We start from the raw sequence: 23,862 nt of genomic DNA, 5'->3' as shown, positions 1-23,862 counted from the left end.
TTATGATGACAAAAGCAGAATATTCATATCTAAGTTCTTCATCAGTTAAACAGGTTGCAATGTTTGGTGGTTGTATTAAAGGATTAGTACCAGATGAAATTATTCCAGATATTATTAGGAAAATGAATTCTAAATAGGGGGGTAAATATGGATGTTATAAAGCTTTTAGATTATCTTCAAGAAATTATCGAGAGTTCGTCTAGAATACCAGTTACAGGTAAGGCAGTTATAAACAAAAAAGAAATATTGGATATAATTGATCAAATTATAAATCACTTGCCAGATGAGTTTAAAAAGGCTGAGTGGATCTGTGATGAAAAAGAGCGGATTCTTGTTGATGCTAAAAACCAAGCAAAGCTTTTCGAGGAAGAGACTATTGACAAAATAAGAAGAAGAGTTGAAAAGCAAGACTTGGTTAAAGAAGCTCAAATAAGAGCTGAAGAAATTGTAGCATCAGCTCAAAGAGATGGTAAAATTATGCGACTGGGTGCTAAAGACTATGCTGATGAAATATTATCTCAATTAGACAAAGAAATCGAAGTAAAAGGCCAGCAAATGGTACATAATATTAAAGAGGATGTTCAAGAGTTCCTAACCTCTATGCAAGGGAAAGTTACAGATACAACATCTTCCATAAGAGAAAATGTAAAAGAACTAAGAAGTATGAAATAGTTTAATTATATTTGCAAGAAATATGGGGGTAAATAAAATAAATAAAATCAGAATATATAAATTACTAGTGCTATATATGATGACGTTATTAAAGGCGAAAACAGATGTGGTATGTAGAAAAACATAGTATAAAATTATTGATGAAATTGAAGAAACTATTGCTTGAATAAATTTTCGGACCACGTATTTTTTTATTGATACATTATATTTATATGTATAACTATAAACTTGAGATATGATAGACAAACCACTAAAAGCAATTAAAAAACTGAGTGTTGGAAGTTTTACAATTAGGCTTGAATTACTGGAAGATATTAAATTGCAACCATTAGTTATCTCTAACATTCCAAGGATTAAACCTTGTATAAAATCACTAGAAAAACCAACAAGTAAAGAAAGTTTATTAAGGGCAATGTGAAATATAACATTGTCTTTTACTATTCCAGTTATTACGGAGAATATTACGATAAAACCGCCTATATTTAAGCAGTTTTTTATGGCGTCTTCAATACTGTTTTTGAATACAATACCAATGTTTATATTCGTATTTAGATTTTTTTTAATACTGTTGTCTTTAATGTTTTTTTTATTGAAAGAATTCTTTGAGGGGATAATAAATCCCATAAATAAGCAAGAGAGAATATTAGAAAGCAACAATACATAACCAATTTTACTATTTGACATCATAGAAGCACCTACTGTACCTATAACAAATAGAGGGCTTGCATTAGAAGCTATATTAAGCAATCTCTCACAGGTGACTAAGTCAATTAACTTTTTTTCGTATAGATCGCAAGTATACCTTGCGCCCAGTGGATAACCGCAAAGCACACTGACTATGAGTGCGATAGTAGATTCTTTTGGTAGTTTTAGTGGTTTACAAATTATATTGCCTAAGAGTTTAGAATAAATATTAATGCCATCGTAGTTTATTATAATATTTATTAGGACTAAAAATGGGAAAAGAGAAGGGAAAACTGCATTAAAAAACAATTTTGCACCAGATATAGTGTAGCGAATACAAAGATTTGGGTTAAGTATCATTTGAAGAATAATAAGAGAACAAATTATTGTTATTAAAAGATTTATCTTTAAGGTTTTAAATAGTTTAAGTAATAAGAATATTATGGCAATCAACAATACAATTAATAGTAACCTCAAGTCTAAACCCCTTTTTTAATAGTACTCAATTAAATATATTTGAAAACACGTAAACTTATGTACTTTAAAAAAAAATTAAATATAATAAAGTCTATTACCTCTCATAGGTAGTAGACTTTATTATTAATCTATAATTATAGGTGATATTAAATAATCACTATTATGAGTTAAATTACTATTTATAGTGCTATAGGCTCCTGTAGATTGAACATCTAGCTTTAAAGTCTCACTTTGTACTTTAGGAAGTTTAGTATAAAGTGGAATGCTACTGTTAGATTTTATAGATTTTAAAATTGACTTACCATTTGAGTTAAAACCTAAAACCCGGGCATAGGGGCAAGACATTGATCTTAATTTTTCAGTATCAAAGCCATCAAATCCAATAAAGTATTGGCATAAGATTCTACTAAGCCGTGTATAAGTGTAACGTTTGCTCTTCATATCTTCTAGTGCGCTAGAATAGCTTATATTATTTTGCAAGGATTTAATAATCTTATTATGGAGCCCCTCAGACACGTCTGGAAGATTCACCAAAGAATTTTTTGATGTAAGACATTTGTGCTTTATGTAAGGGAACATGGAATCTTCAAAGGTGAACTTATAATTTTTCAAGTATAAATTTTGAATTTCAGCTAATACTGAATTTGGAATGTGGCCTTTTAATTTATCTAATGCGCCATTTTCTTTGATGAATTTTCTTATAGCTGTAGCACTTGAGAATTCGTCGTGTAAAATATCACTCTTATAAGAGTCACCCTTTCGTTTCAAGGTGTAAGGCGTAATAGAACTGTTTAATTTAATTAAACTTTTACAATACTCGATGCCTAATATGTTATTAGAGGAATTTAAGAAGTTATGAAATAATGTGCTTGACATGTCAAATTTTGAATTTTTCAAATAATCATAAAGAGCATTAGCTCTAGCTAGCGGAAAAACATTACCTTTGGATAAATGAGACTTTAATAATAATTTGAATTCAATGGGTTCATTAGACAATATATTGGAAATACTATTTATAGGGTCAATATCACCGTGTTCGCTGCCAAAGCAAATATTGTCCACTACTCCTAAGCTATTTAAAAGACTCACAGCGCCATAGGAAAAAAACTCCGCTGAAGATACACTGTAGATAGTTGGTAGTTCTAGTACTAGATCTACCCCATTATTTAAAGCCATTTTAGTTTTTGTCCATTTGTCAATAGTAGATGGAATTCCACGTTGAGCAAAATTTCCGCTCATAACACAAATTAGGACATCGGAATTTGTGAGTTCTTTGGTTTTATTAATATGATATAAGTGACCATTATGTAATGGATTATATTCAACAATTATTCCAGAAATATTCATCGAATCACCTCCTAAGAGCTTATTTTAAATAAAAAATAAATTAGTTAAAGCTATTATATAATATAAAACAAATAAATAAAAGTATGTATATTAGAAACGAAAAGAAGAAAAGATTGAAAATTCATAATATATAAAATATAACATATGTAAAGCATTTTGGTATTTAGTGTTGAAATGTATGGTGGAAAAGTAGTATATTATTAGTGTGCATAAGTCAATAATAACAGAGAGGAGAAACAAAAATGACATTTATAGAAAAAATATGTAAAAGAGCACAAGAAGATATAAAAAGAATAGTACTTCCAGAAGGGGAAGAAGAAAGAACTATAAGAGCTAGTGAAATCATAAAAAACAATTCATTAGCTAATGTAATATTAGTAGGTGATAAAAGTGAAATACAAACAAAAGCAGCAGATTTCGGGGTTAACCTTTCTGGTATAGAAATAGTTGATCCTAAAACTTCTAAAAAAACTGATACTTATGCAAAGGAATTTTATGAATTAAGAAAACACAAAGGAATGACTTTAGAAAAAGCATCACAGACAATGCAAGATACTATGTATTTTGGAACTATGATGGTTAAAATGAACGATGCTGATGGTTTAGTGTCAGGCGCAATACATACTACAGGAGATTTACTAAGACCTGGAATGCAAATCATTAAAACTGCACCAGGAATTAAAGTTGTTTCAAGTTTCTTTATAATGGAATTACCTAACAAAGAATATGGAGAAGATGGACTTCTTTTATTCGCAGATTGTGCAGTTAATCCAAGTCCTAATTCAGAAGAATTAGCATCTATAGCTATTAGTACTGCAGAAAATGCAAAACTTTTATGCAAATTTGAACCTAAGGTTGCAATGTTATCTTTTTCTACTATGGGAAGTGCAAAGCATGAATTAGTTGATAAAGTAGTAAAAGCTACTGAAATTGCAAAGAATGCTAGACCTGATTTGCAAATTGATGGAGAGCTTCAGTTAGATGCAGCTATCGTTCCAAGTGTAGGAAAACTAAAAGCACCAAGTAGTACAGTAGCTGGAAGTGCAAATGTTTTAGTGTTCCCAGACTTACAATCTGGAAACATCGGGTACAAATTAGTGCAAAGATTTGCAAAAGCACAAGCTATTGGGCCTGTAAGTCAAGGATTTGCAAAACCTATAAATGATTTATCAAGAGGCTGTAGTGTAGAAGATATAGTTAATGTTGTTGCCGTAACAGCAGTTCAAGCACAAATTCAAAAATAGTTTTCATATAAAAAAACAAACATTAAAATTCATAGGCTTAGGAGGCAAATTCAATGAAAATATTAGTTATAAATTGTGGAAGTTCATCGTTAAAATATCAATTGATAAACATGGAAAATGAAGAATGTTTAGCACTAGGGTTAGTAGAAAGAATAGGAATAGAAGGAGCAAAATTAACTCAAAAGGCTAAGGGAGAAAAATACATAATTGAAGAGACTATGAAAGATCATACAGATGCCATTAGATTAGTACTTGGAGCACTTGTAGACAATGATCATGGTGTTATTAAAGAATTATCAGAAATAGGCGCTGTGGGGCATAGAATTGTACATGGTGGTGAAAAATATGCGGGATCGGTCATAGTTACTGATGAAGTAATGAAAAACCTAGAAGAATGTTCAAAACTTGCACCACTTCACAACCCAGCTAATATAATTGGAATTAATGCTTGTAGTGCTTTAATGCCGAATATTCCAATGGTAGCTGTATTTGATACAGCATTTCATCAAACAATGCCAGAAGTTGCATATATATACCCACTTCCATATGAGCTTTATACAGAAAATAGCATTAGAAAGTATGGATTCCATGGAACATCTCATGATTATGTTTCAACTAAAGCTGCAAAAATGATGGGTAAAGATATAAAAGATCTAAAATTAATTACTTGTCACTTGGGAAATGGAGCAAGTATTTGTGCGGTGCAAAATGGTAAATCAGTAGAAACAAGTATGGGATTTACTCCACTTGAAGGAATAGCCATGGGAACTAGGTGTGGAAGTATAGACCCAGCTATATTAATATATATAATGCAAGAATTAGACTTAACAATTGATGAAGTAAATGATATGATGAATAAAAAATCTGGAGTCTTAGGAATATCAGGAATAAGCAGTGACTTTAGAGATATAGAAGTAGCTGCATGGGAACAGGGTAATCATAGAGCACAGTTGGCACTTGATGTATTTACCTATAAAGTTAAGAAATTCATAGGTTCTTATGCTGCAGTAATGGGTGGCGTAGATGCTATTATATTTACAGCTGGACTTGGTGAAAACTCTCCAGAAACAAGAGAAACTATTTGCTCTGGGTTAGAATTTTTGGGAGCTGTTTTAGATAAGTCTAAAAATAAAGTTCGCGGAAAAGATGTAGAAATAAACACAGAAGATTCTAAAACTAAAATATTTGTAATACCAACTAATGAAGAATTAGTAATTGCAAGAGATACTGAATCTTTAATAAAATAAAATCATTGCTAATTTCTATGATAAATAATTCTTGACTTTTTATTCTATTGTTTATATAATAGTCTGTGTTTGATGTAAGTAAAAAACAATTTAGTTAGGAGGGACATGAAGCTTTGCTCGAGCTGTATAATTTTCATTATACAAGGTATAAAGATACTTTTATATGAGAAAAAACTGAATGGCATTTGGTTTTTCAGAGTGGATATTATGGTAATAGATGTTTCAGAAATATTTGGTAATAAAAACAGAAGGAAAGAAATTCATTTAGATTTTCAAAAGGATAAGTTTTGGTATGATAATGAGTTTATACAATTCTCTAAACCAGTTGTGCTAAATTTGATTTTCAAACCTATTGATCATGAAATGGAGTTAACTGGAAGTATTGAGACAGAGCTGTTACTTGAGTGTTCTAGATGTCTTGAGACCTTTTCACATTCAATAAATATTGAATTTAATGAAAGATTGTCGAAAACTCTACATAACGAAGATGAGGATATTATTTTTATTAAAGATGATAGATTAGATTTAAATGAGATTGTGGAAAATAATATCATTTCAATGTTGCCTATAAAAAAACTTTGCAATAAAGATTGTAAAGGGTTATGTCATCAGTGTGGAATTAATTTAAATCATAATACATGTAAATGTGAAATTGATGATATTGATCCGAGATTTGCAAAGTTAAAAAAAATGTTTTCAACTGATTAAGGAGGTGTTACAATGGGAAATCCAGCTAGAAAATTTTCTAAAGGTAGAAGAGATTCTCGAAGAGCGCAAACATTTAAACTTGGTTTACCAGGAATAGTTGAGTGTCCTCAGTGCCACGACATGAAACTTGCTCACAGAGTATGTAAAAACTGTGGTTATTACAAAAATAGAGAAGTTATTGCAATGGAAGCAAAATAAAAAGAAAGTCGAAAGACTTTCTTTTTATTTATAATTATATTCCATTAAGATATTAATAATACTAGGAATTCTTGCACATTATAGTATATAATATGTATATGTATAATTTATATGGCACATTCAAAGTGAGGGTTTAAAATGGTAGTTGTTGTAGATGGTATGGGTGGGGATTTTTCTCCAAATGCTGTGGTTTATGGATGCATAGAAGCTATAAAAGAATATGATATAGAGATTCTAATAACCGGTCCAGAGGAGCTAATTAGTGAAGAGCTAAAGAAGTATACCTATGATTTGAGTAAAATAAAAATTATTGATGCCAAAGAAGTTATTAACACAAATGAACATCCAGTAATGGCTATTAAGAGAAAAAAAGATTCAAGCCTCGTAAAAGCCTTGAACCTTGTGAAAATCGGAGAAGCAGATGCTGTTATATCAGCTGGAAGCACTGGTGCTTTTTTAGCGGGATGCACTCTTATAGTAGGAAGAATAAAGGGAATAGATAGGCCGGCTTTGGCACCTGTAATGCCTGGTAAAAAAGGACCTTTTATGATAATTGATTGTGGTGCAAATGCAGAATGTAAACCGCATTATTTAGTACAATTTGGACTTATGGGTAAAATATATTTTGAAAATATTCTAAAAATAAATAACCCATCTGTAGGTCTTGTGAACATAGGAACTGAAGAAGAGAAAGGTAATGAACTATCAAAATCAGCTCATAAACTACTAAAGGTAGCAAATTTGAATTTCGTAGGTAATGTGGAAGCTAGAGAAATTCCAACGGGAGATATTAATGTGCTTGTTTGTGATGGGTTTGTAGGAAACATAATTTTAAAACTATATGAAGGTGCAGTTGCTAATATATTCGATATGTTGAAAACGGGAATAATGAGTTCATTTAGAACTAAACTGGGGGGAATACTACTAAAACCAGTATTTAAAAAGTTTAAGAAGGATTTCGATTATAAAGAATACGGTGGAGCTGCGTTTCTGGGAGTAAATGGAATTTGCATAAAAGCTCATGGTAGTTCAGATGCTAAAGCTTTTAAAAATGCAATAAGACAGGCTACAATATTTTATGAAAATAAAGTTGTAGATAAGTTAAAATTAGAAATTGAAAATTTATCTCAGCAAGAAATAAACGTATAACTTATACGTTAATAAAAGGAGGTGAAGATATTATGTTTGAAAAAATTAGAACAACTATAGCATCACAATTAAGCATAGATGAAGAGGAAATAAAAATGGAATCATCTTTTATGAATAATTTAGGCGCTGATTCCCTTGATATTGTGGAACTCATAATGGCATTAGAAGAAGAGTATGAAATAGAAATTCCTGATGAAGATGTTGAGAAAATTACTACTGTGGGTGATGTAGTAGAATATATTAAAGCTCATATTGAAGAATAATACAAGGTCCCGCATTACAGCGGGCCTTTAACTTTTTGGAGTTTATTTTTGAATTTACTAGTAAATCATTTTGAAACGTAAATTGAAGAATAAACTTGAATGTTTTTTTAGATAAATAGGAAGATAATAATTAATAATGTTAAAATATTTAAATAAACTTCCGAAAAGGAGTAATGATTATGAATAGCGATATAAAACTACAGCAACTAGAGGAAAAATTGGGATTGAATTTTAGTGATAAGCAGCTGTTAAAAGTAGCAATAACACATAGTTCCTATGCAAATCAGAAAAGAGTGGTTGAATTTAATGAAAGACTTGAATTCTTGGGAGATTCTGTATTGCAAATTATAATATCCGAATACTTATACTGTCATTTTACTGAAAAACCTGAAGGATATCTAAGTAAAATTAGATCGTTAATTGTTTGTGAAAATTCTCTGTGTGACATAGCTAATGGATGGGAACTTGGAAAGTATATGAACATGAGCAAAGGTGAAGAAATTACTGGTGGTAGGAATAGAGTCTCAATATTGGCCGATTGTGTTGAAGCAATAATAGCTGCTATATATTTGGACAAAGGAATAGAGTATTCTAAGACATTTATACTTGATAATTTTAGAAGGACAATTGAGAAAGCCATTAGTAATGAGATAGTCTTAGATTACAAGACTAAGATTCAAGAAATATTACAGCAGAACGGTGAAGTGGATATTTGTTATGAACTTGTAAAATTTGAAGGTCCACCACACAGAAGAGAGTTCTTCGTGGATTTATTAATAAATCACTCTATAAAAGGCTCAGGGCGAGGTTACAGTAAAAAAGAAGCGGAACAAAATGCAGCTAAAGAAGTTATGTTAAGGCAGGAGGGGTTGCATGAGTAATTTACATTACATTATTCCTATTTTCGTTCCACATGAAGGGTGTCCACATGAATGTGTATTTTGTAATCAAAATAGCATAACGGGCACAAAGGTAAAAGTTGATGCAATGTATGTGGAGAAGACAATAAATGAATACTTAAAAACAATAAAAAGTAAAGATGCCGTTATTGAGGTATCATTCTTTGGAGGAACTTTTACAGCTATAAAAATGGAAAAACAAATAGAACTTTTAACTGTTGCTAAGAAGTTTAAGGATAATAATAAAATAAAATTCATTAGATTATCTACAAGACCAGATTATATCGATGATAATATATTGCTAAACCTTAGAAAATACTCTGTAGACATTATAGAACTTGGAGTTCAATCATTGGATGCGAAGGTGTTATTAAAATCCGGAAGAGGACATACTTCCCGTGATGTAGAACTTGCAGCGAAACTTATAAAGCAGTATGGTTTTACTCTAGGACTTCAAATTATGATAGGGTTACCTTCTGACGATATAAATAAAGATATAGAGACGGCTAAAGGGGTTATTGCTCTTAAACCGGATAATTGTCGAATATACCCTGCCCTTGTAATTAAGGATACACCTATGGAAAGCATGTATATAAAAGGAACTTTTGTGCCTTACACGTTAAGTGAAGCGGTAAATATAAGCAAAATCATTTACATTATGATGACTTTAAGCGGTATAAATGTGATTAGAATGGGGTTACAACCCACTAAAGAAATTTCGAAAGGTAATGACCTAGTAGCAGGACCGTTTCATCCTGCTTTTAGAGAGCTTGTTGAGGGTAGTATATATAATGATTTGTTATACTATGTAATCATTAATAATATCAAAAGTAACACTACCGCAAATAAGGTTTTAGTGAAAATTAATCCGAAAGATATTTCTAAACTTTATGCTAATGGTAAAATCTATTTTAATGACATGAAAAAACAAATAAGTACTATATATATAGAGGTATCTCAAGATATTTCTATAGAGCTCGGAAGTATTGCTGTATGTTTAGGGAGTGAATGTATTATTATGACCATATATGAATATGCATCCATAAAGTATAGTGAAGGATTTTAATTTATTTTAGAAAAACCGTGTACACGGTTTTTTAAATTTATATGCACTAATTTATGTGTATGAACACTAGCAATTGATATTTTCATGAAAATGCTTTAAAATATAGAGTAGAATAAAATTCAAAATATGAGGTGAATTATGAGTAAGAAAAAAAGAGAGAAGAACCAAAAAATATTGATTTATGGCATAGTCGTAGTTTTTATATTAGGTTTTGTATTGCCAATGTTATTTAGGTAAAATAGGAGAGTGTTCCCATGTTTTTAAAATCTATTGAAATTAGAGGATTTAAATCCTTTGCAGATAAAACAGAATTAACATTTAAGAAGGGCATTACGGCAGTAGTAGGCCCTAATGGTAGCGGGAAAAGCAATATATCCGATGCTGTTAAATGGGTACTTGGGGAACAAAGTGTCAAAAATCTCCGAGGGGATAAAATGGAAGATGTTATATTTGCAGGCACTCAGTTTAGAAAACCAGTTGGCCTTGCACAAGTTTCCCTTACTTTAGATAATAGTGACAGCGTGCTTAATATCGATTATTCTAATGTGACTATATCTAGAAGATTATATAGGTCTGGAGAAAGTGAATATTTAATAAATAATACAACTTGTAGATTAAAAGATGTTCAACAGCTTTTTATGGATACGGGTATTGGAAAAGAAGGATACTCAATTATTGGACAAGGTAAAATTGATGCTATTTTGAGTGGAAAAACTGATGATAGAAGAAAACTATTTGAAGAGGCTGCAGGTATTGTAAAATTCAAGACAAGAAAAGAAGAATCTCAAAAGAGATTGGATAATACAGAGCAGAATATGATTAGAATAAACGATATTTTAAGTACCTATGAAGAAAGATTAGAACCGTTAATGAAAGAAAGTGAAAAGGCAAAGAAATTTTTAAAGTTCTTTGAAGAGTTAAAAATTAAAGAAGTAAGTATGATTGTTGATTTTATAAATAAAGTTGAAGAAAAAATGAAAATTTTACAGGGTCAATCTGCTAAATTAAATGATGAGGTTGTAAATTACACAGATATAAAAAATAAGGTAAGAGGTGATAGTGAATACTGGAAGGTTGAATCTGAAAATTTTGAAACTAAAAACCAGGAAGAAAAACAATTATATTATAATGATAAACTAATTCACCAAACTAATACTTCTGAAATAAATATTCAAAATGAGAGAATACAAAATTTAGAGAAAATCATCCGTAAAACTTCAAAAGATAGTGATGATATTCATAAAAAACTTCTGGTTCTTAAATGCAATTTGAACGAACTAGAGGATTCTTCTAATAATATAAAAAATACTCAAGCGGAAATACAAGAAAAAATTGGGCATGAAGAGATAAAAATTGTTAACATTCAAGAAAACATAAAAACCAAAAGTGATGAAGCTAGAAACCTAAAAGAAGAAGAGCAGTTTATAATCCGTAAAACTATGGAAATTAGTAATAAATTATTGATTTTAAACAATAATATAGAGAGTGCTGAGAAAAGAATGGTTTTATTAGTAAGTACAATTGAAAACATTGGTGAGGAAGTAAAAATAAATACTAGCACAAAAGTAAATTATAAAAATCAAGTGCAACAAGTTAAAACTAAAATAATTGAATGCGAATTAATAATCAATGAAAATAATCAAAAGCACAGTAAACTCCAAAATATTTTAACCACCGATGAAACTATCATGAAAAACTGTAATATTAAAATGAGTAAAACTGAAGCCAATTTTAATGTGCTTACAAATTTAGAGAAAAAATTTGAAGGCTATAATAAGTCGGTAAAAAATTTAATGGAGCATATAAATGAAGGTAAGGTAGGAAACATTTCTGAATGTTTCGTACTTGGCGAGGTTATAAAGGTCGAAAAAAGCTTAGAAGTAGCAATAGAAATTGCATTGGGTGGTTCGATATCACACATAATAACTAAAGACGAAATCGCAGCAAAAACATTAATCAATTATCTAAAGGGCCATAGTTTAGGAAGAGCTACATTTCTTCCTTTAAACATTATTAAGGGTAAAAAACTTAATATCTCAAATGAAACTATAAGCCATATTGGTTTTGTTGGAATTGCAAGTGATCTTATAGGCTATGATGATAAATTTACTGAAGTTATGACATCTATTTTGGGAAGGACAATTATATGTAGTGATATGGATTCAGCCTTGCAAATATCTAAAAACAATAATTTTAGGTATAAAATTGTAACACTTTCAGGGGAAGTTATAAATCAAGGAGGGTCATTAACTGGTGGAAGTATATACTCGAAGACTTCTAGTATAATTGGTAGAAAAAGAGAGATACAACAATTGGCTGCTGATTTAAACACTTTTAAAAATGAATATCTTATTTATACAAATAAAATAAAACAATGTAAATTTGAAATCACAAGATTAGATAAGGTAAACATAAATACAAAGGACGAGGTTCATGTGCTAAGCATTGAGAAAACTAAGTTGGAAGCTAAAATACATTCATTAGAAGATGAAACAGATAGACTTAAAAAAAATCTTATGGATTTAGAGACTGAAAAAATGTCTGAAAAGAGTAAACTTTCAAGAGATAATAGTGAAATCAGTGAAAATAATGCCTCTGCCCTCAGATTAACTGGTGAGAGTGAAAAAATTCAGCAAAAGCTTTCAGTGGATCATTCCAAATTAAAAGATAAATTACAAGAAATTGAGAATATAAAGGGACTAATTGTCGATGCTAAGATAAAAAAAGCTGGAATTGATGAAGTAATGCAGAATAAACGTTCTGAAGTACAAAGGTTAAATGGAGAAATGTTTGTGCATAATCAAAAAATGATTTCATTTTCTAGAGAAATACAAGAAGCTTTGGAAAGTAAAAAGAGTAGCGATAAAGCAATAGAAAGTACTAATGAAAAAGTAAGAGAGATAACTATTAAATTAGATAAAATGGAAAAAAGCTTTGAAGACGATGAAATACAGAGAATTAAAATTAAAGAGAAAATAAAAATAAATGTGGATAAGTTAGAGGATACTACTCTAATATTAGAAAAAAGCGAGAAAGATTTATATAAATGTGAACTGGCACTTGCGAAAGTAGAAATGGAAAAGGGCGTTAATTATTCCAAGTTGAATGATGATTTTGAGCTAACATATGCAGAAGCACTTAAATTTAAAATTGAAATCGACGACATTGATCTTCTTAAAAAGCAAATTAAAGCCTTGAAAGGTGATATATCAATGCTGGGAGAGGTTAATGTAGGTGCTATCGAAGAGTATAAAGAAGTTAAAGAGAAATTCGCTTTTATGGACAGTCAAAAGGAAGATTTGATACTAGCTAAAAATGAACTATTGACAATGATATGTGAAATGACTGAAAAGATGAAAAAAATATTCGCGGAAAATTTTATAATATTAAGACAAAATTTTAATGAAACCTTCGTGGAATTGTTTAAGGGTGGAAGTGCAGATTTGATACTTACCGAAGGCGATGAACTTACAGCGAAAATAGATATTAATGTTCAACCACCAGGTAAAAAACTACAAAACTTAAGTTTGATGTCTGGTGGAGAAAAAGTGTTATCTGCAATTGCATTATTATTTGCTATATTAAAGATGAAGCCAACACCTTTTTGTATTTTAGATGAAATTGAAGCAGCCCTTGATGATGCTAACGTAATTAGGTATGCTGAATTCTTAAAGAAATTCTCGGACAGCGTTCAATTCATTATAATAACTCACAGAAAAGGAACAATGGAGGCTGGAGATGTACTATATGGCGTTACGATGGAAGAAAAAGGAGTGTCGAAAATAGTGTCTGTTGATTTTAATAGGTAAAGACAATATTTATGGCAGCGAAAAGAATTAGGAGGCTTTAAAATGTTTGGAGGATTTTTTGATAAATTAAAAGATGGACTAGCAAAAACTAGAAATAATATAAGTGAAAAAGTTAGTGAAGTATTAAAATTGGCTCTTACAATTAATGAAGATTTATATGAAGAATTAGAGGAGATATTAATTACTGCAGATATAGGAGTAGATACTTCTATTTATATCATCGAAAAACTTAAAATAAAGGTGAAGGAAGATAAAATAAAGGAACCTTCAGAAATTATGCCTTGTTTAAGAGAAGTTATAACGACTATATTAGTTGAAGATGAAACCCCAATAAAACCTATAGAACTTCCTAAGGTGATACTCATAATTGGGGTTAATGGAGTTGGGAAAACTACTTGTATTGGTAAAATTGCTGCAAAGTTAAAAAATGAAGAATATAAAGTGCTAATTGCAGCAGCAGATACCTTTAGGGCGGCTGCTATTGACCAGTTAGAGGTTTGGGGTAATAGATCAGGTGTGGAACTCGTAAAACAGCAAGAGGGATCGGATCCTGCTGCTGTAGTTTTTGATGCTGTTCAAGCAGCAAAAGCAAGAAAAGTTGATGTGCTAATTTGCGATACGGCAGGTAGACTTCATAATAAAAAAAATCTTATGGACGAACTGGCGAAAATAAATAGGGTGATTAAAAGGGAGTACAGTGAGGCTCATATGGAAACTCTCTTAGTACTTGATGCTACAACGGGGCAAAATGGTGTACAACAAGCAAAACAATTCATGGAAGTATGCACCATAGATGGAATAATACTAACTAAATTAGATGGTACCGCTAAAGGTGGAATTGTAATATCTATAAAAAAACAACTGCATATACCTGTTGTGTATATAGGTGTTGGTGAAGGAATAGATGATTTACAAGAATTTGATGCAAGTGATTTTGTAGAAGCACTATTTTAAAATGCACCCGTAAAATATCAATTATATAAAATATTAACCTGTTAAGTAAAATTACTTGACACTATATATAAACTCTGATATTATATTATTTGTGAGTAGGGTGATGGAATGGAAAAAAGATTTGAAATTTCTTTATTATTTGATTTCTATAGTGAATTACTTACTGAAAAGCAAAAGGATATAATGGATTTGTATTTTAATAATGATTTATCACTATCAGAGATAGCAGAAATTAATAAGACGAGTAGGCAAGCTATTCATGATACTATTAAAACATGCGAAAAGTTGCTTTTAGTATATGAGGAAAAATTGAAATTATCAAATAGAGACCTTAAACTTAAAGAAATCTCTGAAAACATTATTTCAGAATTAGATAAATTACAGATCAATATAAAAGATGACAAAATGAATCAGATTATAGATGATATAAAAACCCAGATAATTGAGAACGTTTAGGAGGTTTATTATGGCTTTTGAAGGACTATCTTCTAAGTTACAAGATACCATAAAAAAATTAAAAGGTAAGGGTAAGCTTTCTGAAAAAGATATCAAAGATGCTATGAGAGAAGTAAAACTAGCATTGTTTGAAGCTGATGTTAACTATAAAGTAGTTAAGGACTTTGTGAAAAATGTTAGTGAAAAATGTTTAGGTAATGGAGTAATGCAAAGCTTAACACCTGGCCAACAGGTTATAAAAATTGTTAATGATGAGTTAACAAGTCTAATGGGTGATTCGGAAAGTAAATTAGAGTTTTCTATAAATGGGATAACGGTTATTATGCTTGTAGGTCTTCAAGGTGCTGGTAAAACCACAATGGGTGGAAAACTTGCCCTTTCACTTAAAAGAAAAAATAAAAAACCATTACTAGTTGCTTGTGATGTATACAGGCCAGCAGCAATTAAACAATTGCAAGTAGTAGGAAAGCAAATTGATGTTCCAGTATTTACTATGGGAGACAAGGTAAGCCCTGTAGATATAGCAAAAGCATCTTTAGCCTTTGCCAAGGAAAATGGTAATAATGTAATTATAATAGATACAGCAGGAAGACTTCATATAGATGAAAATCTAATGGAGGAACTTCAAAATATAAAAGTGTGCATGCAACCAAGTGAAATAATGCTTGTTGTAGACTCAATGACTGGTCAAGACGCAGTTAATGTAGCAGATAGCTTTAATTCTCAGCTGGATATAACTGGCGTGATTTTGACAAAGTTAGATGGAGATACAAGAGGCGGAGCTGCACTATCTATTAAAGCAATAACTGGCAAATCTATAAAATTTGTTGGTGTTGGCGAAAAAATGAGTGATTTAGAAGTTTTCTACCCAGATAGAATGGCATCAAGAATACTTGGTATGGGTGATGTGCTTTCGTTAATCGAAAAAGCGCAGCTGTCTATAAATGAAGAAGAAGCAAAAGAACTTGGAAATAGAATGATGTCGCAAGAATTTAATTTAGATGATTTTTTAGCTTCAATGCAACAAATAAAGAAACTCGGGCCATTAAATAAATTAGTTGAAATGATGCCAGGCGCTAATAAAAAAGAATTGCAGGGTGTAGATTTATCTCAGAGCGAAAAAGAAATGGGAAAAGTTGAAGCTATCATAAGGTCAATGACTGTAGCGGAGAGAAAACATCCTAGTTTGATTAGTGGTTCTTCTTCTAGGAAAAAGAGAATTGCTAATGGGTCAGGCACTTTGGTACAACAAGTAAATAAGCTATTAAAAGATTTTGAGATGATGAAGAAATTTATGAAGCAAGCAAAAGGATTCCAAAAACCTGGTAAAAAAGGTATGTTTGGTAAAATGCCTTTTTAATAAAATAACTTAGGTTATAGCTAAATTACATTTAAAGGAGGTGATATACGTGGCAGTTAAAATAAGATTAAAAAGAATGGGTGCTAAACACTCTCCATTTTACAGAGTTATAGTTGCAGATTCAAGATCTCCTAGAGATGGAAAATTCATTGAAGAAATAGGATATTATAACCCAAGAACAGAACCAACTACAATTAAAATTGATACTGAAAAAGCAGCTAGTTGGATAAAAAAAGGTGCTCAACCATCTGATACAGTTAAAAGATTACTTAACAAAATAGCAGTCAACTAGAAAAGTTTATAAGTAATGAATGGAGGGTTTTCCATGAAACAGTTACTTGAAGTATTGGCAAGGTCTTTAGTTGATAAACCTGAAATGGTAGTAGTAAATGAAGTAGCTCATGAGCACACGGTAGTTCTTCAATTATCTGTGGCGAATGAGGATATGGGAAAAGTTATTGGTAAACAAGGTAGAATAGCTAAAGCTATTAGAACTGTTGTAAAGGCAGCTGCTGTTAAAGAAAACAAAAAAGTAGTTGTTGAAATAAAGTAAGAGTTAGGTTCTGCCTAACTCTTATTTTAATATAAGCAATTTGTAAGGAGGATTTTAAGTGAAGGATTTTATGGGTGTTGGTCAGATTGGTAAAACACACGGATTAAAGGGTGAAGTTAAAGTTTTTTCATTAACAGACTCGCTTGAAAGATTTAAGAAATTAAAAAATGTATATATTGATGGCGAAATCAGAAAAATAGAAGGATGTAAACTTCAATCAGATAAAGTAATATTAAAAATTGAGGGTATAGATAGTATAGAACAAGCGGAGACTTATAGAAATAAGATTCTTATGGTTAGTCGCGAAGAAGCGATTCCACTTGAAGAGGATAGCTATTATGTAGCTGATCTTATAGATTGTAGCGTTTTTGATACAGATGGAGAGGAACTTGGAAAAGTATATGACGTTCTTAGTACACCAGGTAATGATGTATATTGGGTTAAAGGAAATACAGAAGTACTTATTCCAGTACTTAAAGACATAGTTGTTAGTATAGATATTAATAAACGTGTAATAATAATTAAACCAGTAAGTGTTTGGTCAGAATGAAAATAGACATTTTAACACTATTTCCTGAAATGTTTGAAATATTTAATAGCAGTATAATTGGAAAAGCCATAGAAAAAAACATACTGGATATTTCATCCCACAATATTCGGGACTATGCATTAAATAAACATAAAAAAGTAGACGATTATCCCTATGGTGGTGGAGCTGGTATGGTAATGCAAACTCAACCAGTGATTCACTGTATTAATGATGTTAAATTAAGTAATAGTGGAAAGGTGATATTTTTAGGGCCAAGAGGTAAAACTTTCACTCAGGAAATTGCTAAAAAGTTATGCCAGGAAAGTGAATTAATATTTTTATGTGGCCATTATGAAGGCATTGATGAGAGAATCTATGACTATATAGATATGGAAATTTCTTTAGGGGATTATGTTTTAACAGGTGGAGAAATGGCGTGTATACCTATAGTGGATAGTATCTGCAGACTGATTCCAGGAGTATTATCTTGTAGTGAGAGCTTTACTGAAGAATCTTTTTATGATGGAGTACTGGAATATCCTCAATATACAAGGCCGGAATGTTTTGAGGGTGAAAGTGTTCCTGAAGTATTGACTTCAGGGCATCATGAAAATATACGGAAGTGGAGAAGAACTCAGTCTCTTTTAATAACTAAAGAAAAAAGACCGGATATGTTTCAAAAACTTGAACTTACGAAGGAAGACAAAAAATTACTCAGTGTGGCTTATAAAATAAAAGAATAAGGCTATAAAAGGGATTTTTATGTTGATATATATATATAGTTATGATAGAATATACTTTGTGCTAGTACGGACGGTCCTCTGCTATATTTTATGGGCATGAACGTCACAATAAAATATTAGGAGGGAATGCACATGTTAGATATTATAAGAGCAATAGAACAAGAACAAATCAGAACTGACTTACCAAATTTTGGTGTGGGTGATACTGTTAAAGTACACATAAAAATTAGTGAAGGTAACAAGGAGAGAGTCCAAGTATTCGAAGGAACCGTTCTTAAAAGACAACACGGCGGTTTAAGAGAAACTTTTACAGTAAGAAGAGTTGCATCTGGTGTTGGTGTTGAAAAAACATTCCCAGTAAACGCTCCAGTAATTGATAAGGTTGAAATTGTAAGACTTGGTAAAGTTAGAAGAGCTAAACTATTCTACTTGAGAGATAGAGTTGGTAAGGCTGCAAAGGTTAAAGAAAGAATGAGAAAATAATAAAATTGGGGCTGAAAAGTCCCTTTTTATATTTTAGTGAATTTTTAAGTAGGTGCATATATGACAAGGAGAAATCTTAAAGTAGTAAAATTTATAACGATTTTACTTGTAATTTCAGTATTCACCATAAATTTTTTATTTCAAGTAGTAACAGTAAATGGTGAATCTATGGTTCCTACGTTACATAACAATGATAAATTAATACTTGAAAGAGTATCATATAGAATAATGTCGCCTAAGCGAAATGATATTGTAGTAATAAGGTATCATGCTGATATAAGAGAAAGAATAATAAAAAGAGTTATAGCAGTAAGTGGAGACGTAGTTAAAATAAGTGATAATATATTATATATAAATGGTAAAACTATTAATGAATACTATAGAAATGTAGGTTTTATGCGTGACTTTGATGAAGCTCAGGTACCTTCGGATGCTGTTTTTGTCCTAGGTGATAATAGAAATTTCAGCAGTGATTCTCGCAGTGATGATATTGGGTTTGTAAAACTCAATCTTATAGAAGGAAAAGCAGTTATAAGGCTTTATCCATTCAATAAAATGGGAAGGATACGATAAGTATGAGCATGACCATAAATTGGTTTCCAGGACATATGGCTAAGACTAGAAGACAAATTCAAGAGAGTTTAAAACTTGTTGACGCCGTAATAGAAATGAGAGATGCAAGAATTGTAAACTCAAGTGCAAATCCACAAATTGACGAGATCTGCAAAGATAAGCCAAGAATTATTTTATTAAACAAAAGTGATTTAGCTGAAGATAAAGTAACTAAAGAATGGATACAAAAACTTACAACTGATACGGTGAAACCATTATCTGTAAATAGCCTTACAGGTGGGGGTTTAAAAAGTATAAAGACTACTCTTGATGAATTATTAAAAGAAAAGCAAGATAGGCAGAGAAAAAAAGGATTAGTTAATATAATTACACGAGTTATGGTAGTTGGTATACCTAATGTGGGTAAATCTTCTCTTATAAATAAATTGGCTAAAAACCACAGTGCTAAAACTGGTGATAAGCCCGGTGTTACTAAAAGTAAGCAATGGATTAAAACTAGCATCGGAATAGAACTTATGGATACTCCAGGAGTGTTATGGCCTAAATTTGAAGATCAAGTTGTTGGACTTAATCTGGCCTTTACAGGAGCCATAAAAGATGAAATTATGGATATAGAGGAATTAGCTCTTAGACTAGTAGAAAGGCTTCAAGTTGTTAATCCACAAAGATTAATGGAAAGATATAAACTTCCAGAAATTATGGAGGAAGCTATAGATAATTTGGACAATATAGCAAAGAAAAGAGGTCATGTAATTTCTGGTGGCAACATTGATTATAATAGAGTAGCGGTTATGCTTTTAGATGAATTTAGAGGTGGAAAACTAGGATCTATATCTCTAGAAAGACCAGACGATTATTAAGTTTATATATAATAAATGTAAATTTAAATATTATTAAATAAGCAACTTTCTGATTGTGGATAGATAACAATTAATAATTGGTTTCTAAGACAAATATCAGAAGGTTGCTTTTGCGTATAAATTTATAAACAGTATTTAATAAAAATTATGGAGTATTAGGGAGAAGATATTATGGAAAAAGATATGAATTTTTTAAATATGAGTTATAAAGAAATATGTGAACATATAAAATCAATAGAAAATGTTAGGTCAGATAATAGTATGAAAAGTCTCATGAATGTGCTTTTAAATGACAATAGAAAAACTGTACAAAAATTAGGTAGTAAAATGTTTAAAATGTTCGAGAACGAAGAAAAAGAGATTCAAAGAGTAAAAAAAATGTACGACTTTGATAGAAGCTATGGAAACTATAAATATTTAGCCGGAGTGGATGAGGTTGGTAGGGGTCCACTAGCAGGCCCAATAGTGGCAGCCGCAGTAATATTAGATTTAAATATAAAGGATGATACGGATTTAATTCTTAGAGCTAACGATTCTAAAAAAATATCAATCTCTGTTCGATCCGAATTATCTAAGATTATTAAAGAAAAGGCAATAGCTTATAAGATTATTGCTATTGATAATAACCAGATTGATAAAAAGGGTATTGGGTGGTGCAATAATCAAGTGTTTTTAGATTGCTGTAATGAAATTACCATTAAACCAGATATAGTTTTATCTGATGGATATAAAATCAAAAATTATTTGGGTTTAAATGAGTTTGCAATAAAAGGAGATACAAAAAGTATAAGCATAGCCTGTGCTTCAATTATCGCAAAGGTATATAGAGATGAACTGATGTTTAAGTATCACAATGAATATCCGAATTATGGTTTTGATAAAAATGTTGGGTATGGTACAGAGCAGCATGTTAGTGCACTAAAAAAATATGGAGCTATATCAATACATAGAAAAAGTTTCCTTAAAAATATATTAGAATTATAATTGAAAAGCATCTTCGATATGATTAACTAAAAAATCATTGTTATCGTTATTTAGTAGAACTTCTATAACATCAAATCTAAAATTAGAGTCAGCAATATTTTTGTACGAAATATAAACCTCAGCTGTTTTGTAAATTTTTTTCTGCTTTACATAATTGACTGACTCTGCTGGTAATCCGAATTTTGTACCATATCTGGTTTTCACTTCTACAAAGCAAGTATAACCACTATTTACGGCTATTAAGTCGATTTCTCCACACTTACATCTGAAATTTTTTTCTTTAATCACGTATCCCGTATTTTTTAAATGAGTTTCTGCTATATCTTCACCTAGTGCACCAATATCTTTGTTGTGTGTTTTCATTCAAAAACATCCTTCCATAAACATCTATAATTGGTATATGACTTATATTAGATTAATAAAAAATGAAAATCAAAATAATATCAAAAATATACATTATTATGTCTAAATAGTTATAATTACGAGTTAATAAGAAAATAAAACTACTACAAGTACCTTATTGTGCCCAAATTTGCCCCAGTTTTAACAATGATATGTAACTGTTAGCATTTATACCGGTTCACCATTTCAGAGATTTAAACTATGAATTTAAGTGTTTCACTACAGATAGACTGAAAATTTACCTGTAGCTCATCACTTATATCATAACCTATTTCTATCGATTTTATCCCTTAATATGGGTGGTAGTGCATTTTTCATAGAAACCTCCAATGAGTTAATATATTACGCTTAAATATTAATTTGAAAATATATATACTAAATGTATATGATAAAAACATTAAATTATTATAGATAAATAGAAAAACCAAAGAGGGCTTGGATATAATATGCAAAGATATTTTATATTGGTGATGTTTGGTTATAATTTTGTATATTCACAATTAGTAATTATTATTTGCAAAAAAACAAAAACAATATAAAAATATAATTTAGTAATAAGTTTATATAAAATAATTTTGTCAATAATTATGGAATAGAAGTAATAAGCAATAAGAAGGTTAAGGGTGATAATATGGCAATACAAATTATGTCGGCTGCATTTACAGGAATTAAAGGGGTTATAGTTACAGTTGAAATTGACATAACTCGTGGACTTCCCGCTTTAAACATTGTGGGTCTTGCAGATATAGCAGTTAAAGAATCAAAAGAAAGGGTACGCTCTGCAATATTAAATTCAGGTTTTGAGTTTCCTGTAAATAGAGTAACTATAAATTTAGCGCCAGCGGATCTTAAGAAAGAAGGCTCACTATTCGATTTGCCAATAGCCGTAGGTATTCTGCTTGCGACTAAACAAATAATAGTAAATGATATTAATGATTATCTTTTTATAGGAGAATTATCACTTTCTGGTGGACTTAAGAGCGTAAGAGGCTCATTATCTGTTGTTATGGAAGGTATAGAAAATAAAATCGAAAAGTTTATTGTTCCAAGTAACAATGCAAAGGAATGTAGCCTTGTAAAATCAGCAAAGATATATCCATTAGATAATTTAAAACAAGTAGTAGACTTTTTAAATTATAGGGACTTAATGCCTTATAAACAGAGTAATGAGGTGGAGGTATTAATTAATGAGCAGTTAGATTATGAGGATGTTATGGGTCAGGAGAGTTCAAAGCGTGCTATTGAAGTTGCAGCAGCTGGAAACCACAATTTATTAATGTATGGTCCTCCGGGCTCTGGAAAGTCCATGATGGCGAAGAGAATTCCTACAATTCTACCTTCTTTAAGTCAAGAGGAGTCATTAGAAGTTACAAAAATATACAGTATTTGCGGAAAACTAGGGGACGCAGGGGGGGTTATTTTGCAAAGACCTTTTCGAAGTCCACATCATACGATATCAAGGATAGCCCTTGTGGGTGGTGGCAATAAAATAGCACCTGGAGAAATATCTTTAGCACATAATGGAGTATTATTTTTAGATGAAATATTAGAATTTAAAAAAAATGTAATAGAAATATTAAGGCAGCCATTAGAGGATAGAAAAATCAATATTTCTAGAATTAATGGAAACATAGAATATCCATCAAATTTCATGTTTGTAAGTGCTTTAAATCCATGCCCTTGTGGATACTATGGGTCTTTAGAGAAAAGATGTAGCTGTAGTGAATATGAAAGGCGAAGATATTTAAGCAAACTCAGCGGGCCCTTAATAGATCGGATAGACATTTTTACAGCAGTGAATACACTACCCTATAATAAAATAGTTGATGGGAAAAATAGTGAAAAGTCTGATGTTATTAAAAAAAGAGTGGAAGTAGCAAGAAAAATTCAAGCAAAAAGATTTAGGAAGGAAAAAATTCACTGTAATGCTGAGATGAGTCAAAAATTAATAAAAAAATACTGCCATTTAGACAATAGTGCAAGTGAAATAATGGAATTAGTGTACAATAAATTTAATCTAAGTACAAGAGCCTATTCTAGGATTCTTAAGGTGGCTAGAACTATTGCTGATTTAGATGAAAGTGAAAACATTTTAGATATGCATATCATTGAGGCTATGCAATATAGAAAATTTATAGATGAGAGGATAGTTTAGTAAATATTGATAATAACAAAATTTTATATATTGGAGGTATGTGAAAA

At 30.7% G+C, this 23,862-nt stretch carries 25 protein-coding genes and 1 pseudogene; 23 read left to right on the top strand and 3 right to left on the bottom strand.

All coding sequences use genetic code 11. The features are described from left to right. Both coaD and JJD95_RS07115 read left to right on the top strand, forming a co-directional pair. Positions 1-137, top strand: a pseudogene (coaD, locus tag JJD95_RS07120) (pantetheine-phosphate adenylyltransferase); the annotation flags it as partial. A gap of 10 nt (positions 138-147) precedes the next feature. Beyond that, complete coding sequence (locus JJD95_RS07115; protein ID WP_291641765.1) at positions 148-672, top strand: ATPase; 525 nt, start codon at positions 148-150, stop codon at positions 670-672. Here the strand turns inward: JJD95_RS07115 and ylbJ are convergent. Together ylbJ and JJD95_RS07105 are read right to left on the bottom strand one after the other, a co-directional pair. After that, positions 655-1,833, bottom strand: coding sequence for a sporulation integral membrane protein YlbJ (gene ylbJ / locus JJD95_RS07110; RefSeq protein WP_291641763.1), 1,179 nt, complete (start codon positions 1,831-1,833; stop codon positions 655-657). The genes JJD95_RS07115 and ylbJ overlap by 18 nt on opposite strands. A gap of 123 nt (positions 1,834-1,956) precedes the next feature. Then, on the bottom strand, positions 1,957-3,180 hold the full coding sequence (locus tag JJD95_RS07105) for a nucleotidyltransferase (RefSeq protein WP_291641761.1): 1,224 nt from the start codon (positions 3,178-3,180) through the stop codon (positions 1,957-1,959). A gap of 242 nt (positions 3,181-3,422) precedes the next feature. On the opposite strand from JJD95_RS07105, the gene pta reads away from it, so the two are divergent. The 20 genes from pta to JJD95_RS07005 all read left to right on the top strand — a co-directional run bounded on the left by pta (position 3,423) and on the right by JJD95_RS07005 (position 21,258). Continuing rightward, entirely contained in the window at positions 3,423-4,424 is a 1,002-nt protein-coding gene (pta, locus tag JJD95_RS07100) for a phosphate acetyltransferase (protein WP_291641759.1), read from the top strand. Between the two features lie 53 nt (positions 4,425-4,477). Beyond that, positions 4,478-5,671, top strand: a complete 1,194-nt coding sequence (locus tag JJD95_RS07095) for an acetate/propionate family kinase (protein ID WP_291641757.1) — start codon at positions 4,478-4,480, stop codon at positions 5,669-5,671. Positions 5,672-5,776: 105 nt separating this feature from the next. Continuing rightward, complete coding sequence (locus JJD95_RS07090) at positions 5,777-6,379, top strand: YceD family protein (protein WP_291641755.1); 603 nt, start codon at positions 5,777-5,779, stop codon at positions 6,377-6,379. Positions 6,380-6,391: 12 nt separating this feature from the next. Then, complete coding sequence (rpmF, locus tag JJD95_RS07085) at positions 6,392-6,577, top strand: 50S ribosomal protein L32 (RefSeq protein WP_291641753.1); 186 nt, start codon at positions 6,392-6,394, stop codon at positions 6,575-6,577. A 138-nt stretch (positions 6,578-6,715) separates the two neighbouring features. Then, complete coding sequence (plsX, locus tag JJD95_RS07080; RefSeq protein WP_291641751.1) at positions 6,716-7,726, top strand: phosphate acyltransferase PlsX; 1,011 nt, start codon at positions 6,716-6,718, stop codon at positions 7,724-7,726. A 29-nt stretch (positions 7,727-7,755) separates the two neighbouring features. Continuing rightward, a complete protein-coding gene (gene acpP, locus JJD95_RS07075) occupies positions 7,756-7,989 on the top strand; it encodes an acyl carrier protein (RefSeq protein ID WP_291641777.1) in 234 nt (77 codons plus the stop codon). Between the two features lie 179 nt (positions 7,990-8,168). After that, complete coding sequence (gene rnc / locus JJD95_RS07070; RefSeq protein ID WP_291641749.1) at positions 8,169-8,870, top strand: ribonuclease III; 702 nt, start codon at positions 8,169-8,171, stop codon at positions 8,868-8,870. After that, on the top strand, positions 8,863-9,954 hold the full coding sequence (locus JJD95_RS07065; RefSeq protein WP_291641747.1) for an elongator complex protein 3: 1,092 nt from the start codon (positions 8,863-8,865) through the stop codon (positions 9,952-9,954). The genes rnc and JJD95_RS07065 overlap by 8 nt, the downstream gene beginning before the upstream one ends. 254 nt (positions 9,955-10,208) lie before the next feature. Next, positions 10,209-13,763: a chromosome segregation protein SMC gene (smc, locus tag JJD95_RS07060; RefSeq protein WP_291641746.1), complete on the top strand. Its 3,555-nt coding sequence runs from the start codon at positions 10,209-10,211 to the stop codon at positions 13,761-13,763. A 42-nt stretch (positions 13,764-13,805) separates the two neighbouring features. Next, the gene (gene ftsY / locus JJD95_RS07055; protein ID WP_291641722.1) at positions 13,806-14,717 is read left to right on the top strand and encodes a signal recognition particle-docking protein FtsY; all 912 of its coding nucleotides are present in this window, start codon (positions 13,806-13,808) and stop codon (positions 14,715-14,717) included. A 108-nt stretch (positions 14,718-14,825) separates the two neighbouring features. Continuing rightward, positions 14,826-15,173: a putative DNA-binding protein gene (locus JJD95_RS07050; protein ID WP_291641720.1), complete on the top strand. Its 348-nt coding sequence runs from the start codon at positions 14,826-14,828 to the stop codon at positions 15,171-15,173. 10 nt (positions 15,174-15,183) lie between these two features. Further along, positions 15,184-16,533, top strand: coding sequence for a signal recognition particle protein (gene ffh / locus JJD95_RS07045; protein WP_291641718.1), 1,350 nt, complete (start codon positions 15,184-15,186; stop codon positions 16,531-16,533). A gap of 49 nt (positions 16,534-16,582) precedes the next feature. Next, positions 16,583-16,825 (top strand): 30S ribosomal protein S16, encoded by a 243-nt coding sequence (rpsP, locus tag JJD95_RS07040; protein WP_291641716.1) that lies wholly within the window; start codon positions 16,583-16,585, stop codon positions 16,823-16,825. A gap of 33 nt (positions 16,826-16,858) precedes the next feature. Further along, positions 16,859-17,086: a KH domain-containing protein gene (locus JJD95_RS07035; RefSeq protein ID WP_291641714.1), complete on the top strand. Its 228-nt coding sequence runs from the start codon at positions 16,859-16,861 to the stop codon at positions 17,084-17,086. Positions 17,087-17,144: 58 nt separating this feature from the next. Beyond that, positions 17,145-17,636, top strand: a complete 492-nt coding sequence (gene rimM, locus JJD95_RS07030) for a ribosome maturation factor RimM (protein WP_291641713.1) — start codon at positions 17,145-17,147, stop codon at positions 17,634-17,636. Further along, positions 17,633-18,358: a tRNA (guanosine(37)-N1)-methyltransferase TrmD gene (gene trmD / locus JJD95_RS07025; protein WP_291641711.1), complete on the top strand. Its 726-nt coding sequence runs from the start codon at positions 17,633-17,635 to the stop codon at positions 18,356-18,358. The genes rimM and trmD overlap by 4 nt, the downstream gene beginning before the upstream one ends. A gap of 132 nt (positions 18,359-18,490) precedes the next feature. Continuing rightward, the gene (gene rplS, locus JJD95_RS07020) at positions 18,491-18,841 is read left to right on the top strand and encodes a 50S ribosomal protein L19 (RefSeq protein WP_291641775.1); all 351 of its coding nucleotides are present in this window, start codon (positions 18,491-18,493) and stop codon (positions 18,839-18,841) included. Between the two features lie 60 nt (positions 18,842-18,901). Then, positions 18,902-19,414 carry a signal peptidase I gene (gene lepB / locus JJD95_RS07015; RefSeq protein ID WP_291641709.1) on the top strand — a complete coding sequence of 171 codons (513 nt, stop codon included), beginning with the start codon at positions 18,902-18,904 and terminating at the stop codon, positions 19,412-19,414. An 8-nt stretch (positions 19,415-19,422) separates the two neighbouring features. Then, the gene (ylqF, locus tag JJD95_RS07010) at positions 19,423-20,274 is read left to right on the top strand and encodes a ribosome biogenesis GTPase YlqF (RefSeq protein ID WP_291641773.1); all 852 of its coding nucleotides are present in this window, start codon (positions 19,423-19,425) and stop codon (positions 20,272-20,274) included. A gap of 171 nt (positions 20,275-20,445) precedes the next feature. After that, positions 20,446-21,258, top strand: a complete 813-nt coding sequence (locus JJD95_RS07005) for a ribonuclease HII (protein WP_291641707.1) — start codon at positions 20,446-20,448, stop codon at positions 21,256-21,258. On the opposite strand, the gene JJD95_RS07000 is transcribed toward JJD95_RS07005, so the two are convergent. Beyond that, complete coding sequence (locus JJD95_RS07000) at positions 21,253-21,621, bottom strand: YraN family protein (RefSeq protein ID WP_291641705.1); 369 nt, start codon at positions 21,619-21,621, stop codon at positions 21,253-21,255. The two genes, JJD95_RS07005 and JJD95_RS07000, sit on opposite strands and share 6 nt — an antisense overlap. Before the next feature lie 631 nt (positions 21,622-22,252). On the opposite strand from JJD95_RS07000, the gene JJD95_RS06995 reads away from it, so the two are divergent. After that, positions 22,253-23,815, top strand: a complete 1,563-nt coding sequence (locus tag JJD95_RS06995; protein ID WP_291641771.1) for a YifB family Mg chelatase-like AAA ATPase — start codon at positions 22,253-22,255, stop codon at positions 23,813-23,815. Positions 23,816-23,862 lie beyond the last annotated feature (47 nt).

Origin of the sequence: Clostridium sp., assembly GCF_016650035.1 — a bacterium.
Taxonomy (GTDB): Bacteria; Bacillota; Clostridia; order Clostridiales; family Clostridiaceae; genus Clostridium_AD.
Note: the sequence above shows the minus strand (reverse complement) of the source record. Positions and strands in the feature narration are given on the sequence as shown.